Origin of the sequence: Aquabacterium sp. A7-Y (assembly GCF_026153205.1) — a bacterium.
Classification (GTDB): Bacteria; Pseudomonadota; Gammaproteobacteria; order Burkholderiales; family Burkholderiaceae_C; genus Caldimonas.
Map to the genome: position 1 here is coordinate 145,027 of NZ_JAPFBW010000015.1, position 14,321 is coordinate 159,347.

General features: G+C 69.2%; 15 protein-coding genes. 9 read left to right on the forward strand and 6 right to left on the reverse strand.

Going from position 1 to position 14,321, the window contains the following annotated elements:
* Positions 1 to 61: 61 nt before the first annotated feature.
* The 6 genes from OOT46_RS15665 to OOT46_RS15690 all read right to left on the reverse strand — a co-directional run bounded on the left by OOT46_RS15665 (position 62) and on the right by OOT46_RS15690 (position 5,952).
* On the reverse strand, positions 62 to 352 hold the full coding sequence (locus OOT46_RS15665; protein ID WP_265404550.1) for a 2TM domain-containing protein: 291 nt from the start codon (positions 350 to 352) through the stop codon (positions 62 to 64).
* A 208-nt stretch (positions 353 to 560) separates the two neighbouring features.
* Complete coding sequence (locus OOT46_RS15670; protein WP_265404551.1) at positions 561 to 1,697, reverse strand: branched-chain amino acid ABC transporter substrate-binding protein; 1,137 nt, start codon at positions 1,695 to 1,697, stop codon at positions 561 to 563.
* Positions 1,698 to 1,864: 167 nt separating this feature from the next.
* A complete protein-coding gene (locus OOT46_RS15675) occupies positions 1,865 to 2,674 on the reverse strand; it encodes a LytR/AlgR family response regulator transcription factor (RefSeq protein WP_265404552.1) in 810 nt (269 codons plus the stop codon).
* Complete coding sequence (locus tag OOT46_RS15680; protein ID WP_265404553.1) at positions 2,649 to 3,845, reverse strand: sensor histidine kinase; 1,197 nt, start codon at positions 3,843 to 3,845, stop codon at positions 2,649 to 2,651. The genes OOT46_RS15675 and OOT46_RS15680 overlap by 26 nt, the downstream gene beginning before the upstream one ends.
* Positions 3,846 to 3,888: 43 nt before the next feature.
* On the reverse strand, positions 3,889 to 4,293 hold the full coding sequence (locus OOT46_RS15685) for a DUF2306 domain-containing protein (protein ID WP_265404554.1): 405 nt from the start codon (positions 4,291 to 4,293) through the stop codon (positions 3,889 to 3,891).
* 120 nt (positions 4,294 to 4,413) lie between these two features.
* Positions 4,414 to 5,952 (reverse strand): helicase HerA-like domain-containing protein, encoded by a 1,539-nt coding sequence (locus OOT46_RS15690; RefSeq protein ID WP_265404555.1) that lies wholly within the window; start codon positions 5,950 to 5,952, stop codon positions 4,414 to 4,416.
* A gap of 132 nt (positions 5,953 to 6,084) precedes the next feature.
* On the opposite strand from OOT46_RS15690, the gene OOT46_RS15695 reads away from it, so the two are divergent.
* From OOT46_RS15695 to tolB, 9 genes are all read left to right on the forward strand, one after another.
* Positions 6,085 to 6,810 carry a YebC/PmpR family DNA-binding transcriptional regulator gene (locus tag OOT46_RS15695; RefSeq protein ID WP_265404556.1) on the forward strand — a complete coding sequence of 242 codons (726 nt, stop codon included), beginning with the start codon at positions 6,085 to 6,087 and terminating at the stop codon, positions 6,808 to 6,810.
* Between the two features lie 48 nt (positions 6,811 to 6,858).
* Positions 6,859 to 8,139 carry a phosphoribosylamine--glycine ligase gene (gene purD / locus OOT46_RS15700; RefSeq protein ID WP_265404557.1) on the forward strand — a complete coding sequence of 427 codons (1,281 nt, stop codon included), beginning with the start codon at positions 6,859 to 6,861 and terminating at the stop codon, positions 8,137 to 8,139.
* 2 nt (positions 8,140 to 8,141) lie between these two features.
* Positions 8,142 to 9,071, forward strand: coding sequence for an oxygen-dependent coproporphyrinogen oxidase (gene hemF, locus OOT46_RS15705; protein ID WP_265404558.1), 930 nt, complete (start codon positions 8,142 to 8,144; stop codon positions 9,069 to 9,071).
* The gene (nadD, locus tag OOT46_RS15710) at positions 9,062 to 9,667 is read left to right on the forward strand and encodes a nicotinate-nucleotide adenylyltransferase (protein WP_265404559.1); all 606 of its coding nucleotides are present in this window, start codon (positions 9,062 to 9,064) and stop codon (positions 9,665 to 9,667) included. Before hemF ends, nadD begins: the two co-directional genes overlap by 10 nt.
* Before the next feature lie 29 nt (positions 9,668 to 9,696).
* Positions 9,697 to 10,464, forward strand: coding sequence for a ribosome silencing factor (gene rsfS, locus OOT46_RS15715; RefSeq protein ID WP_265404560.1), 768 nt, complete (start codon positions 9,697 to 9,699; stop codon positions 10,462 to 10,464).
* Positions 10,461 to 10,931: a 23S rRNA (pseudouridine(1915)-N(3))-methyltransferase RlmH gene (gene rlmH / locus OOT46_RS15720; protein WP_265404561.1), complete on the forward strand. Its 471-nt coding sequence runs from the start codon at positions 10,461 to 10,463 to the stop codon at positions 10,929 to 10,931. Before rsfS ends, rlmH begins: the two co-directional genes overlap by 4 nt.
* A gap of 14 nt (positions 10,932 to 10,945) precedes the next feature.
* The gene (locus tag OOT46_RS15725; protein WP_265404562.1) at positions 10,946 to 11,563 is read left to right on the forward strand and encodes a Maf family protein; all 618 of its coding nucleotides are present in this window, start codon (positions 10,946 to 10,948) and stop codon (positions 11,561 to 11,563) included.
* A 15-nt stretch (positions 11,564 to 11,578) separates the two neighbouring features.
* Complete coding sequence (gene rng / locus OOT46_RS15730; RefSeq protein ID WP_265404563.1) at positions 11,579 to 13,045, forward strand: ribonuclease G; 1,467 nt, start codon at positions 11,579 to 11,581, stop codon at positions 13,043 to 13,045.
* Positions 13,046 to 13,249: 204 nt separating this feature from the next.
* The coding region (gene tolB, locus OOT46_RS15735) for a Tol-Pal system beta propeller repeat protein TolB (protein WP_416136201.1) at positions 13,250 to 14,321 on the forward strand (1,072 nt) is incomplete at its 3' end.

The window sequence follows — 14,321 nt, forward strand, 5'->3', positions numbered from 1 at the left end:
CTAGGGCGGGGCCTTCCACCTGCCTGCACACGGGCTATTCGGGCACGCGGCCGCCTTGCGATCAGCGGGACCGGCGCGCCAGCCGCTCGATCTCACGCTCTACCAGGGTACCGGTCCAGCCGTTCAGGCTCAGCTTGAGGATCACGACCGTCGCGTGGATGGCCAGACCCAGCCCCCAGCCGCCCAGCGGCCAGACCGCCCAGCGCGGACCGCCGTTCAACTCGTTGAGCAGCCACAGGCCGGCATTCACGAGGACAAAAACAAGGCTGTGCACGGCCAGTCGCAGCTTCATCGCGACACGGCGGCGGGCGGTCTTGTGCAGGGCGGCGGGGGAGGCGAGGTCGGCGGTCATTTGAAGCTCCTTCCGGATCGCTGAAGCCGGATCCGTGGGGCCTATGGTCGCGCTGTGCGCCGTCGGGCGCCGCCGGGGTGCGACGTGATGCCCTGCGGCGGGACGAAACGTCGCCGGCACGGCGTGAGACGCTGCCCGCCATGAAAAAGGGCGCCGACCTGCGGCGCCCTGATTCGGGAAAGAAGTGGCTGGCCCGGGGCCGTGCGGCTCACCAGGCATCGGAGCGTGTCACCGCGTCCCAGACGCCCGGCCGTGCCGAGTAGACACTGATGACGCCGTAGTACTGCTCGCCCTTGTCGTTGAAACGCACCGCATTGGTCACCGGCGCCAGCGCATCGATCGTCTTGAGCTCCTCGGTGAGCTTCTTGCCGTCGACGCTGCGGCCGTGCTGCATCGCCGCGGTCAGAACCCAGACGGCGTCGTAGGCGTAGTGCGCGCCGTACACCGGGTCCTGCTTGAAGGCGTTGCGGTACTTGGCCAGGAAAGCCTTGCCCTGCAGGAACTCGCGGGCCTCGATGATGGGTGAGGTCGCGTACACGCCCTTGATCGGCAGCGCGGTCTTGATCAGTTTGTCGGTCTTGATCGTGTCGCCGCCGAGAATCTGCACCTTGGTCAGGCCGGCCTGGGCCATCTGCTCGATCAGGGCCAGCACCTGGAAGTCGGCCAGCGTGGTGACGATGACATCCACATTCGCGTTTTTCAGCTCGGGCACCAGCGCCGCGAAGTCGGTGGTCTTGTCGTCGAGCGACTTGCGCACCGACACGTTCTTCTTTTGTTGCTTGAGCTGGTCGGCCGCCAGGTCGGCCAGGCCCTTGCCGTAGGGCGTGCTGTCGTCCACCACCGCATAGGAGCTGCCGTTGAGCGTGCGGGCCGCATAGGAGCCCATCGCCTTGGCCTGGAGTGCGTCGTTGGCCACCAGGCGCAAGGTGGTGGGCAGGTTCATCTGCGTGTATTCGGGCTTGGTCGAGATCGCCAGTTGCGGGATGTTCTTCTCCGCATAGATCGGGGCCGCCGCCATGCTGACGCCCGAGTTGAGGTGACCGACCACTGCCACGACACCCGCGTCGACCAGTTGTTTCGCCACTTCCTTGCCGGTGTCGGCGCTGGCCTTGTCGTCGACCGCGACGACCTCCAGCTTGACGGCCTTGCCGTCGATCTTCAGGCCTTGTTTGTTCAGCTCGTCGACCGCCAGCTGCACGCCGTTGAGCATGTCGGTGCCGAGCCCGCCCAGCGGGCCGGTCAGCGGCTGCGCCACACCGATCTTCACGGTGTCGGGAATCGGGGTGCAGGCGGCGAGGGCGGCAGCGGCGATGACTCCACCGAGGGCGAACAGGCGACGGAACATGGGGACTTCTCCTCAAGGGCGGACTGAATGCTACAGGACGTAAACGGTGTCAACCCGCCCTGTTGCAGAACTCGGGCCATGCCGCGAGAGGAAAGTGAGCCATTCGCCGCATGCCGGCGCGGATTGTGCGACGAAGTGGGCGTTTTGCCCGTGTCGAGGCAGCGCTGTTACATTGATTTGAACAGCGAGGCGTAGAGCCGGCTCACGGTCAGCGTGCCCGCCGGCCCCTCCCGCAAAGACAGCCGGAGCTTGCCGTTTTCGTCCCGCGTCACGCTGTGGATGGCCGAGGCGCGCACCACGGTCCCGCGGTGCACCTGCCAGAACTTCTGTGCATCGAGTTGGGGCAGCAGCTCGCGCAGCGAGGTGCGTATCAGGTAGTCGCGCCCGGCCGTGACCACACGCACGTACTTGTCGGCGGCTTCGAAATACAGGACGTCGTCGATCGGGACCATGTGCAGGCTGTCGCCCACGCCAGCCTGGATGAACTGCAGCGCCGGGACGGGACGGCGACCCCCCGTGCTCTGGGCCAGCAGGGACCGCAACTGCGCCAGCGCCTGTTCGCCGTCCGGACCGGCGGACGAGGCCTCACGACCCTGCAACGCTGCCCGCAAGCGCTCGCAGCAGCGTGCCAGCCGTTCCGGCTCGACCGGCTTGAGCAGGTAGTCGACCGCGGCGGCGTCGAAGGCCTGCAGCGCGTACTGGTCATAGGCCGTCACGAACACCAGCAGCGGCAGCGGCGAGCCGTCCTCGTGCCAGTCCTCGGCCAGGGCCTGGGCGGCTTCCAGCCCGCTTAGGCCCGGCATGCGGATGTCGAGGAAACAGACCTGCGGGCGCAGTGCCAGCGCAGCGTCCACTGCCGCCGCACCGTGACCGACGGTCGCGACCACCTCCAGCTCCGGCCACTGTCGGGCCAGTTCGGCTTGCAGCGCGCGCGCCAGCAGGGGTTCGTCTTCAGCGATGAGGGCGGTCGGCTTCAAGGGGGGCTCCCGGTCCGGTTTGCGGTCGGTCGAGGTGGGCTTGCAGGGGCAGGGTGATGCAGGCGAGGGTGCCGCCGGCGGCGTCGGGCGCGGCCTGGAGCGTGAGTTCGGCGGCCGGTCCGTACAGAGCCTGCAGGCGCCGGCGGACCTGCTCGAGTCCGAAGCCGGTGCCGCCAGTCCGTGCCGCCGCCAGTCCGACGCCCGTGTCGCGCACGCACAGCCGCAGCCGCGTGCCGTCTTCGCGCGCCGACACGTCCAGCCGGCCGCCGTCGACGGAGGGTTCCAGCCCGTGCAGGATGGCGTTCTCGACCAGGGGCTGCAGCAGCAGCGGCGGCACCACCACGCGGCCCAGGTCGGCCGGCAGGTCGAAGGCCGGCGTCAGCCGGGGCCCCATGCGGATCCGCATCAGTTCGACATAGTCGGCCAGCCGCGCGAACTCGGCGGTGAGCGGGTGCAGCTCGACCCGGGACGCCGACAAGGTCGCCCTCAGGAAAGCGATCAGCCGGTCCAGCATCTGCTGGGCGGCGGCAGCATCGAGGTCGATCAGCGCGCGCAAGTTGGCCAGCGTATTGAACAGCATGTGCGGCTCCAGCTGCGACTGCAGCAGGCGCAACTGATGCTCGGTCGCCAGGCGCAGGGCCGCCTGGGCCTCGGCCTCGGCGCTGGCCAGGCGGCCGCGCGAATAGAAAAACCAGGTCGCGACCAGCGCGGCGGCCAGCGAGAGCAGCAGCGCCGCCGCGACGCCGGGCAAGTTGCCACGCTCCGCATGCAGGGCGCCGTGCCTGGTGAGCCAGTCGCCCAGCCGGTGCCCCGTGAGCCAGTCGCCGAGGTGGTGCCCCAGCGGGAAGGCGATCGCCACGCCGAGGGTGATGCAGACACTCATCGGACCCCATCCCGGCCACTCGGGGTGGCGCAGGCGGCCGGGAGCGACGCGCTGCAGGCGCCTCGCCAGCCACACCCGCCCGAGATCGATGATGAGCCAGCAGGGCAGGCCCACGCAGAGCGAATAGACGACGCTGACGCCCAGGTGCTGCCGCTCGATGGCGTAGATGATCGCGGCGACCATCAGGCACAGCCCGACGACGCCGACACTCCGCTTGAGCATCGACGTCAGCAGGTCGTGGGCCGAGGTCGAGGCCACGGGCGGGGGCGCGGCGGTGGGGCGGTTCATGCGCGCATTCTCGGGCAGAGCCAAGGGACCGAGACGGGGCCGCTCAAGCCAGGCCCAGCCAGTGGTGCCACACCAGCTGCCCGAGGTAGCGGTTCGGCAGCAGCGTGAAGCCCCCGGCCACCAGGCAGCCGGAGATGTAGGTGCCCAGCATCAGGCGCCGGTGCCGCAGCACCTGGCCCTGCACAACGGCACGCACGGCGAAGCCGAGGAACAGCAAGATGGCCGGCACCAGCAGGTGTATCGGGGTGTAGCCGCCCCAGTTGGGCCGGACATAGTTGTGGATGAACAGGCTGGACAGGGCCGCGCCCAGCATCAAGGTGACCCAGGCATAACCGCCGGCGCGGTGCCAGCGGCTGCCCTTGCGGGCCGCGAGTGCGAACGGGCCGAGCAGCAGCGCGCCGAGGGCGAAACAGAGATGGACGAGGACGATGGGCGAGGGCAGTGACATGGCGGCTCCTTGAAGGATGCCGCCACTGTCGCCCTGGGCCGGAGCTGCAGCCACCGCCTTGCGACACAACGCGCCGGGCCGGGCGCAGGATGCGTGTCGGCAGCGCGAACGGCACCCGCGTCAGCGTCGCCGCGAGCGCGAGCCGCCCAGCAGGCTGCCCAGCACGCCGCGGATCAGCTCGCGGCCGACGCTGCTGCCGATGCTGCGCGCCGCCGACTTGGCGAGCGCGTCCACCACCCCCTCGCGGCGCCCGCCGCGCGGGCCGGTCGAACCGAACAGCACGTCGCCCAGGCCGCCCAGCAGGCCGCCGCCGGCTTCCTCGGGCGTGTCGCCTTGCCGTTCGGTCGGGGCCCGGGAGCTGCCGGCCGGCGGAACCCCGGCCCCCTCGGCCCGGCCCTTGAGCCTTTCATAAGCCGACTCGCGGTCGACCGCCTTCTCGTAGACCCCGGCCACCAGCGAGCCCTGCAGCAGCGCCTGGCGCTGTGCGGCCGTGATCGGGCCGATCTGGCTGCCCGGAGGCAGCACGAACACGCGCTCGGTGATGCTGGGACGGCCCTTGTCGTCGAGCAGGCTGACCAGCGCCTCGCCGACTGCCAGCTCGGTGATGGCCGTGGCGGTGTCCAGCTTCGGGTTCTCGCGCATCGTTTCGGCAGCGGCCTTGACGGCCTTCTGGTCGCGTGGCGTGAAGGCGCGCAGCGCGTGCTGCACCCGGTTGCCGAGCTGGCCCAGCACCGAGTCGGGCACGTCCAGCGGGTTCTGGGTGACGAAGTAGACGCCCACCCCCTTGGAGCGCACCAGCCGCACCACCAGCTCGATGCGCTCGACCAGGGCCTTGGGCGCATCCTTGAACAGCAGGTGCGCCTCGTCGAAGAAAAACACCAGCTTGGGCTTGTCGAGGTCGCCCACCTCGGGCAGCGACTCGAACACCTCCGACAGCATCCACAGCAGGAAGGTCGCATACAGCCGCGGCGAGGCCAGCAGCTGGTCGGCCGCCAGCACGTTGACGACACCCTGGCCGCGCTCGGTCTGCATGAAGTCGCCGATGTTGAGCATGGGCTCGCCGAAAAAGCGCTCGCCGCCCTGTTCGCCGATCGCCAGCAGACCCCGCTGGATCGCGCCGACGCTGGCCGCGCTGATGTTGCCGTACTCGGTTGTGAAACTGCTCGCGTTGTCGCCGACATGCTGCAGCATCGCGCGCAGGTCCTTGAGGTCGAGCAGCAGCAGGCCCTGGTCGTCGGCGATCTTGAACACCAGCGAGAGCACGCCCTGCTGGGTGTCGTTCAGGTCCAGCATGCGGCCCAGCAGCAGCGGCCCCATGTCCGAGACGGTGGCGCGCACCGGGTGGCCTTGCTCGCCGAAGACGTCCCACAGTGTGGTGGGACAGGCCTGCGACGCCGGCATCGGCAGTCCGCGCTCCTGCAGCAGCGTCACGACCTTGGGGGGCAGGCTGCCGGCCTGGGAGATGCCGGTCAGGTCGCCCTTGACGTCGGCGAGGAAGACCGGCACGCCGATGCGCGAGAAGTTCTCGGCCAGGGTCTGCAGGGTGATGGTTTTTCCGGTGCCGGTCGCGCCGGTGATCAGGCCGTGCCGGTTGGCGAGGCCCGGAAGCAGGAAGGTTTCGGTCTCGTGGTGCTTGGCAAGCAGGATGGGGTCGGCCATGGCGGTTCCGTCAAAGGGGAGGGGCAGGGGCCCGGATAAAATCGCAGTCTATCGAACAGATCCGTAGTACCCACCAACCCGGCGCGCCTGCAGGCAGCAAGCCGGGCCACCTCAGGATTCAGGAGCTCCGCTATGGCCGGTCATTCCAAATGGGCCAACATCCAACATCGCAAAGGCCGCCAGGACGAGAAGCGCGGCAAGGTCTGGACGCGTGTCATCCGCGAGATCATGGTGGCGGCGCGCCAGGGCGGCGGTGACGTCGCGACCAACCCGCGGCTGCGTCTGGCGATCGACAAGGCCAAGGCGGCCAACATGCCGGCCGACACCATCAAGCGCAATGTCGACAAGGCCACCGGCAACCTGGAAGGCGTGAGCTATGAGGAGATCCGCTATGAAGGCTACGGCATCGGCGGGGCGGCCGTCATCGTCGACTGCATGACCGACAACCGGGTGCGTACGGTCGCCGAGGTGCGCCACGCCTTCAGCAAGTACGGCGGCAACCTGGGGACCGAAGGCTCGGTGGCCTTCCAGTTCAAGCACTGCGGGCAGTTCGTGTTCGCGCCCGGCAGCGCCGAGGACAAGATCATGGAAGTGGCGCTCGAGGCTGGTGCCGAGGACGTCGTCACCGACGACGACGGCGCCATCGAGGTGCTGTGCGCGCCGGGCGACTTCGAGGCGGTCAAGAATGCGCTGGAGGTGGCCGGCCTCCAGGCCGAGGTCGCCGAGGTGACCATGCGCGCCGAGAACACCGTCGAGCTGTCCGGCGAGGACGCGCAGAGGATGCAGAAGCTCTTGGACGTGCTTGAAGACCTCGACGATGCGCAAGAGGTCTACCACAACGCGAACATCAACGAATGAGGCCGATGGCAGTACGCGCGGGTCGCGGAGCCGGGTGAAAGATCAGGTATGAAAGTTCTCGTCATCGGCTCGGGCGGCCGCGAACACGCCCTGGCATGGAAACTGGCGCAGTCGCCCAAGGTCCAGAAGGTGTATGTGGCGCCGGGCAACGGCGGCACCGCCCTGGACCAGCGCCTGCACAACGTCGCGATCACCGATCCCCAGGCCTTGGCGGACTTCGCCGAGGCCGAGAAGATCGGCGTCACCGTGGTGGGCCCCGAGGCCCCGCTGGCAGCGGGCGTCGTCGACCTGTTCCGCAACCGCGGGCTGCGCATCTTCGGCCCGACCCGGGCGGCCGCCCAGCTGGAAAGCTCCAAGGCCTTCGCCAAGGACTTCATGCGGCGCCACAAGATCCCGACCGCGGCCTATGAAACCTTCACCGACGCGCAGGCCGCGCACGCCTACGTGGACCGCATCGGCGCGCCCATCGTGGTCAAGGCCGACGGCCTGGCGGCCGGCAAGGGGGTGGTCGTCGCGATGACGCTGGCCGAGGCCCACGAGGCGGTCGACTGGATGCTGCTGGACAACAAGCTGGGCGTGCAGCACAACGACGGCGGCGCGCGCGTCGTGATCGAGGAGTTCCTGCAGGGCGAGGAAGCCAGCTTCATCGTGCTCTGCGACGGCAAGAACGTGCTGGCGCTCGCGACCAGCCAGGACCACAAGCGCCTGCTGGACGCCGACCAGGGCCCCAACACCGGCGGCATGGGCGCCTATTCGCCCGCGCCGGTGGTCACGCCCAATGTGCACGGCCGGGCGATGCAGGAAATCATCCTGCCCACCATCGCCGGCATGGCGCGCGACGGCATTCCCTACACCGGTTTTCTCTATGCCGGGCTGATGATCGACGCCTCGGGGCAGCCCAAGACGCTGGAGTTCAACTGCCGCATGGGCGACCCCGAGACCCAGCCCATCATGATGCGGCTCAAGAGCGACCTGCTCGACGTGATGCTGGCGGCCACCGACGGCACGCTGGACAAGGTCGAACTGCAATGGGACCGCCGGGTCGCGCTGGGCGTCGTGATGGCCGCCCACGGCTACCCGCTGGATCCCCGCAAGGGCGACGTGATCACGGGGTTGCCGGCCGAGCAGCCCGACGCCGTGGTGTTCCACGCCGGGACCGCCTCCGAGGGCGGCCAGACCCGCAGCTCCGGCGGCCGCGTGCTCTGCGTCACGGCGCTGGGTGACTCGGTGCGTACCGCGCAGCAGCGCGCTTACCAGGTGCTGCAGGGCATCCACTTCGACGGCATGCAGTTCCGCGGTGACATCGGCTTTCGCGCGCTGAAGCGGTGAGCATGGTCTCGACCACCCCCGGCACGGACAGCGAGGCGGTGCGCGCCTACCTGCTGAACCTGCAGGACCGCATCATCACCACCTTGGAAGCGGAGGACGGCAAGGCCTTTCTGCGCGACGCCTGGACCCGCCCGAGCGGCGGCCGCCTCGAAGGCGACGGGGTCTCGCGGCTGATCGAGGACGGCCAGGTCCTGGAGCGCGGCGGCTGCAACTTCTCGCACGTGAAGGGCAGCCAGCTGCCGCCCTCGGCGACCCAGCACCGGCCCGAGCTGGCCGGCGCGCCCTTTGAAGCGCTCGGCGTTTCGCTGGTGCTGCATCCGAAAAACCCCTATGTGCCGACCGTGCACATGAATGTGCGGATGCTCGCCGCCCACCCGGCGGGGCGCGAAAGCGTCAGCTGGTTCGGCGGCGGCATGGACCTGACGCCTTACTACGGCTTCGAGGAAGATGCCCGGCACTTCCACCAGACCTGCAAGGACGCCCTGGCGCCCTTCGGCGACGACAAGTACCCGCGCTTCAAGCGGTGGTGCGATGAGTACTTCTACCTGAAGCACCGCCAGGAGCCGCGCGGTGTCGGCGGCATCTTCTACGACGACCAGTCCGAGGGTGGCTACGAGGGCGGCTTCGCGATGATGCGCTCGGTCGGCGACGCCTTCCTGCATGCTTGGCTGCCCATCCTGCAGCGGCGCAAGGGGCTGGCCTATGGCGAGCGCGAGCGTGACTTCCAGGCCTACCGGCGCGGGCGTTATGTCGAGTTCAACCTGGTCTGGGACCGCGGCACCCTGTTCGGCCTGCAGTCGGGGGGTCGCACCGAGTCCATCCTGATGTCCATGCCGCCGGTGGTTCGCTGGCGCTATGACTGGCATCCCGAGCCCGGCAGCCCCGAGGCCCGGCTCTACACCGACTTCCTGGTGCCGCGGGAATGGGTCTGACGCCCGGCCCCCGCATCGGTCTTTTCGGTGGCAGCTTCGATCCGGTCCACCACGCCCACCTGGCGCTGGCCCGCGTCGCGCGCGATCACCTCGGCCTGGACCGCCTGCTGTGGGTGCCGGTGGGCATGGCCTGGCAGAAGGCACGCCGGCTGACGGACGCCGAGCACCGCGTCGCGATGCTCGAGCTGGCGATCGCCGGCGAGTCGCGTTTCGAGGTCTCGCGCTGCGAGCTCGAACGCGGCGGGCCGAGCTACACGGTGGAGACCGTGCGTGAACTGCAGGCCGCCGAGACGCCGGCACAGTGGCTGCTCGTGATCGGGCAGGACCAGTACGCGCGCTTCGACACCTGGCACGGCTGGGAGGAATTGCTGCAGCGCGTCACCCTCGCCGTGGCCGGTCGTGCCGGAGAGCTGCCGGCGCCCGGGCCGGTGCTCGCGCGTCATCCTCACCGCATCGAGTCGCTGCCGCTGCCGGCCATGACGGTATCGTCGACCGAGGTCCGCGCGCGTGCCGCGGCCGGCGAGCCGCTGGACGCGCTGGTTCCTGCCGCGGTGGCGCGCTATATTGCGCAGCATCGCCTTTATTCCAACAACTGATCTTTTCTACCACGGAGACGCCCGACTCAATGGACATCCGCAAACTGCAGCGCGCCATCGTCGATGGCCTGGAAGACGTCAAGGCCCAGGACATCTCGGTGTTCAACACGGAGCACCTGTCGCCCTTGTTCGAGCGGGTCATCATCGCTTCGGGCACCTCGAATCGACAGACCAAGGCGCTGGCCGCAAGCGTGCGCGACAGCGTGCGGGAGCAGGGTTTCCAGGTCATGCGTACCGAGGGTGAGGCCAACGGCGAGTGGATCATCGTCGACTGCGGCGCGGCCGTGGCCCACATCATGCAGCCCTCGATCCGCCAGTACTACCACCTGGAAGAGATCTGGGGCGACAAGCCGGTCAAGCTGAAGTCGGCCGGCGACGGCCAGCGCGGCCTCGTCAAGGCGGAAGGCGCTGCCGAGGCCGACGAGGCCGAGGCCGGCGCGCCGGCCAGAAAGGCCGCCGCGAAAAAGGCCTCGGCGAACAAGGCGGGTGCCGGCGCTGCCGAGCCCAAGCCGGCGTCGGGCCCGCAGACCGCGGCCCGCAAGGCGGCGCTCACCACACCTGCGAAGAAGGCCGCTGCCAAGAAGGCCCCGGCGAAGAAGACGGCCGCCAAGAAGGTCGCAGCCAAGAAGGTCGCAGCGAAAAAGGCCCCGACCCGCACGGTCACCGTCACGACCGGGTCGGTGCGGCCCGCTGCGAAGAAGACGGCGGCCAAGAAGGTCGCGGCGAAAACGGCGCCGGCCAAGAAGGTCGCGGCCAAGCAGGCAGCTGCGAAGAAGGCCGCATCGCGCAAGGCATGAAGCTGCTGGTCGTCGCGGTCGGACAGCGTTTGCCGGCCTGGGCCGAGACGGCCTACGAGGACTACGCCAAGCGTTTCCCGCCCGAGCTGAAGCTCGAACTCAAGGCCGTCAAGACCGAGCCGCGCGGCAACAACAAGTCGGCCGACTCGCTGATGGCGGCCGAGCGCGGCCGCATCGAGGCGGCGTGCCCCAAAGGCGCGCGGATGGTCGTGCTCGACGAACGCGGCGACCGGGTGACGACCCTCCAGCTGTCGGCACGGCTCAAGGTCTGGATGCACGACGGGCGCGACGTGACCTTGCTGATCGGCGGCCCTGACGGGCTGGATCCCGCCTTGCGGGAGGCGGCCGACGAGCGCCTGCGCCTGTCCGACCTGACCCTGCCGCACGCCTTCGTGCGCGTCATGCTGGCCGAGCAGCTCTACCGGGCCTGGTCCGTGATGGTCGGCCACCCCTACCACCGCGAATGAGCCAAAAGCGGCCGATGCCCCAACAAGCCCTGCACGATTTCATCTACCTTGCCTCGCAGAGTCCGCGTCGCCGCCAGTTGCTGGAGCAGCTGGGGGTGCGCTACGAGCTGCTGCTGCCCGGCGAGGACGAGGACGCCGAGGCGCTCGAGGCGGTGCTGCCGCGCGAGGCGCCGGCCGCCTACGTCGAGCGCGTCACCCGGGCCAAGCTGGACGCGGCGCGCCGCCGGCTGCGCCGCCGCGGCCTGCCGCTTGCCCCCATCCTCTGCTCCGATACCACGGTGGCGCTCGGCGGGCGCATCTTCGGCAAGCCGGCGGACGCCGCCGAGGCAGCCGAGATGCTGACGAGGCTGGCCGGGCGCGAGCACCGGGTGCTCACCGCCGTCGCGCTCGGCGGCGCCCGGCGCACCGAGTGCGTGGTGAATCTCTCGCGCGTGCGCTTCGCGGCGGTGGCTTCCGACGCGATCGCGCGCTACGTCGCGAGCGGCGAGCCGATGGGCAAGGCCGGCGCCTATGCGATCCAGAGCCAGGCGGCCGCCTGGATAGACCGCATCACCGGGAGTTACTCCGGTATCATGGGTTTGCCCTTGTACGAGACGGCCCAGCTTCTGCAACGCTTCGGGGTCCGGTACTGATTCCTCACCCAGGCCATGCAAGACATCCTCATCAACTGGTCGCCTCAGGAGACGCGGGTGGCCATCGTCGAAAGCGGCGCCGTGCAGGAACTGCACGTCGAGCGCACGCTGGAGCGGGGCCTGGTCGGCAACATCTACGCCGGCAAGGTCGCGCGGGTGCTGCCCGGCATGCAGTCCGCCTTCATCGACATCGGGCTGGAGCGCGCGGCCTTCCTGCACGTCGCCGATGTCTGGCAGCGCGGCGCCTTCGCCGACGGCAATCACGGCGGCACGCCGCCGACGCCCATCGAGAAGTTGGTGTTCGAAGGCCAGAGCCTGACCGTGCAGGTCATCAAGGACCCGATCGGCACCAAGGGCGCCCGCCTGTCCACCCAGATCAGCATCGCCGGCCGGCTGCTGGTTTTCCTGCCCCAGGACGACCACATCGGCATCTCGCAGAAGATCGGCTCGGCCGAGCTGCGTGAACAGCTGCGCAGCCGCATGGGCCGCCTGGCGGGTGATGGCGGGGGCGGGTTTATCCTGCGCACCAACGCCGAGGATGCGAGCGACGAGGAGCTCGGTGCCGACATCGCCTACCTGCGCAAGATGTGGGCGAGCATCCGGCAGGCCAGCTTCAAGACGCCACCCGGCTCGCTGCTGCACCAGGACCTGAATCTGGCTCAACGCGTGCTGCGCGACCTCGCCAGCGACGAGACCGCGTCCATCCGCATCGATTCCAGGGCGCAGTTCGACGCGCTGACGGAGTTCGGGCTCGAATACGCACCCGGCTCGGTGGGCAAGCTGGCCCACTACCGCGGCGAGCGGCCGATCTTCGACCTCTTCAACATCGACCAGGAGGTCGAGAAGGCCTTGGCGCGGCGGGTCGACCTGAAGTCGGGCGGCTACCTGATCATCGACCAGACCGAGGCGCTGACGACCATAGACGTCAACACCGGGGGTTATGTCGGTGCGCGCAATTTTGACGACACCATCTTCAAGACCAACCTGGAGGCGGCCCAGGCCATTGCCCGCCAGCTGCGCCTGCGCAACCTCGGCGGCATCATCATCCTCGACTTCATCGACATGATGCGCGAGGAGCACAAGGACGCGGTGCTGGCCGAGCTGCGCAAGCAGCTGCAGCGCGACCGGGTCAAGATGACGGTCAGCGGCTTCACGCAGCTGGGGCTGGTCGAGATGACGCGCAAACGCACCCGCGAATCGCTCGCCCACATGCTGTGCGAGCCTTGCCCCACCTGCGGCGGCAAGGGCTCGGTCAAGACCGCGCGCAGCGTTTGCTACGAGATCCTGCGCGAGATCCTGCGCGAGGCGCGCCAGTTCAACCCCAAGGAATTCCGGGTGGTGGCCTCGGCGGCGGTCGTGGAAATGTTGCTGGACGAAGAAAGCGCTCACCTCGCCGCGCTGTCCGATTTCATCGGCAAGCCGATCTCGCTGCAGACCGAGGCGACGGTATCACCCGAGCAATACGACATCGTGCTGTTGTGAGGCACTGCGGAACTTGCGGGCCTGCCGGCAGCACTACAGCTGAGGCGGGAGCGGCCCGGACGCTTGTTACTACCATTGTTACCCGGACCGGGCCGCAAGCGGCGGCGCCAGGCGGGATGATCGCCGGCAAGCCGTGTCGCCCCCGAGGGGCTGCGGCAGCCCGACCTCCGAAAGACACTCAGAAAGGATGCAAGAAAGACCGCCATGAGCATGTTCTCCCGACGTAGCTTTCTTTCCGTGCCAGCGGCGCTGGCCGCCGCCCCGGCCCTGGCCCAGTTCCGCGTCGACATCTCTGGCGTCGGCGCGACCCAGTTCCCGATCGCGATCGCGCCCTTCCGCGGCGAGGCCGGCTGGACCCAGAAGATCTCGGCCATCGTGCGCGCCGACCTGGAGCGCAGCGGCCAGTTCCGCGGCGTCGACGCCGGCGCCGCGGCCCTCGACGAAACCTCTCGCCCCACGGCCACCGAATGGCGCGGCCGCGGGGCCGACGCCTTGGCTGCCGGCAGCGTCTCGCGGCTGGCCGACGGCCGGGTGGACGTGCGCTTCAAGCTCTGGGACACGGTCCGGGGCCAGGATCTGGGCGGCCAGGCCTATGCCGTCGTCGAGGCCGACCTGCGGCTGGTGGCGCACCGCATCGCCGACTACATCTACGAGAAGATCACCGGCGAGAAGGGCGTGTTCGCGACCCGCATCGCCTACGTGACCAAGGCCGCGCAGCGTCACACGCTGTGGGTCGCCGACTCCGACGGCGAAGGCGCCCAGGTGGCGCTGGCCAGCGCCGAGCCCATCATCTCGCCGGCCTGGTCGCCCAACGGCAGCGAGCTGGCGTACGTCTCCTTCGAGACCAAAAAGCCGGTCGTCTACTCGCAGGAGATCGCTTCCGGCAAGCGCCGGCCCATCGCGGCCTTCAAGGGCTCCAACAGCGCGCCGGCCTGGTCGCCGGACGGCAGCCAGATGGTGGTGGTGCTGACCCGCGACGGCTTGTCCCAGCTCTACGGCATGAGCCGCAGCGGCGACGGCCTGCGCCGCTTGACGAGCAGCACCGGCATCGACACCGAGCCGGTGTTCAGCGCCGACGGCAAGCAGGTCTATTTCGTCAGTGACCGCGGCGGCTCGCCGCAGATCTACCGCATGCCCGCCGGCGGCGGCTCGGCCCAGCGCGTCACCTTCAACGGCAGCTACAACGTCAGCCCCGCGGTCAGCCCCGACGGCCGCTGGCTGGCCTTCGTCACCCGCGACGGCGGCGGCGCCTTCCGGGTGCAGTTGATGGAGCTGT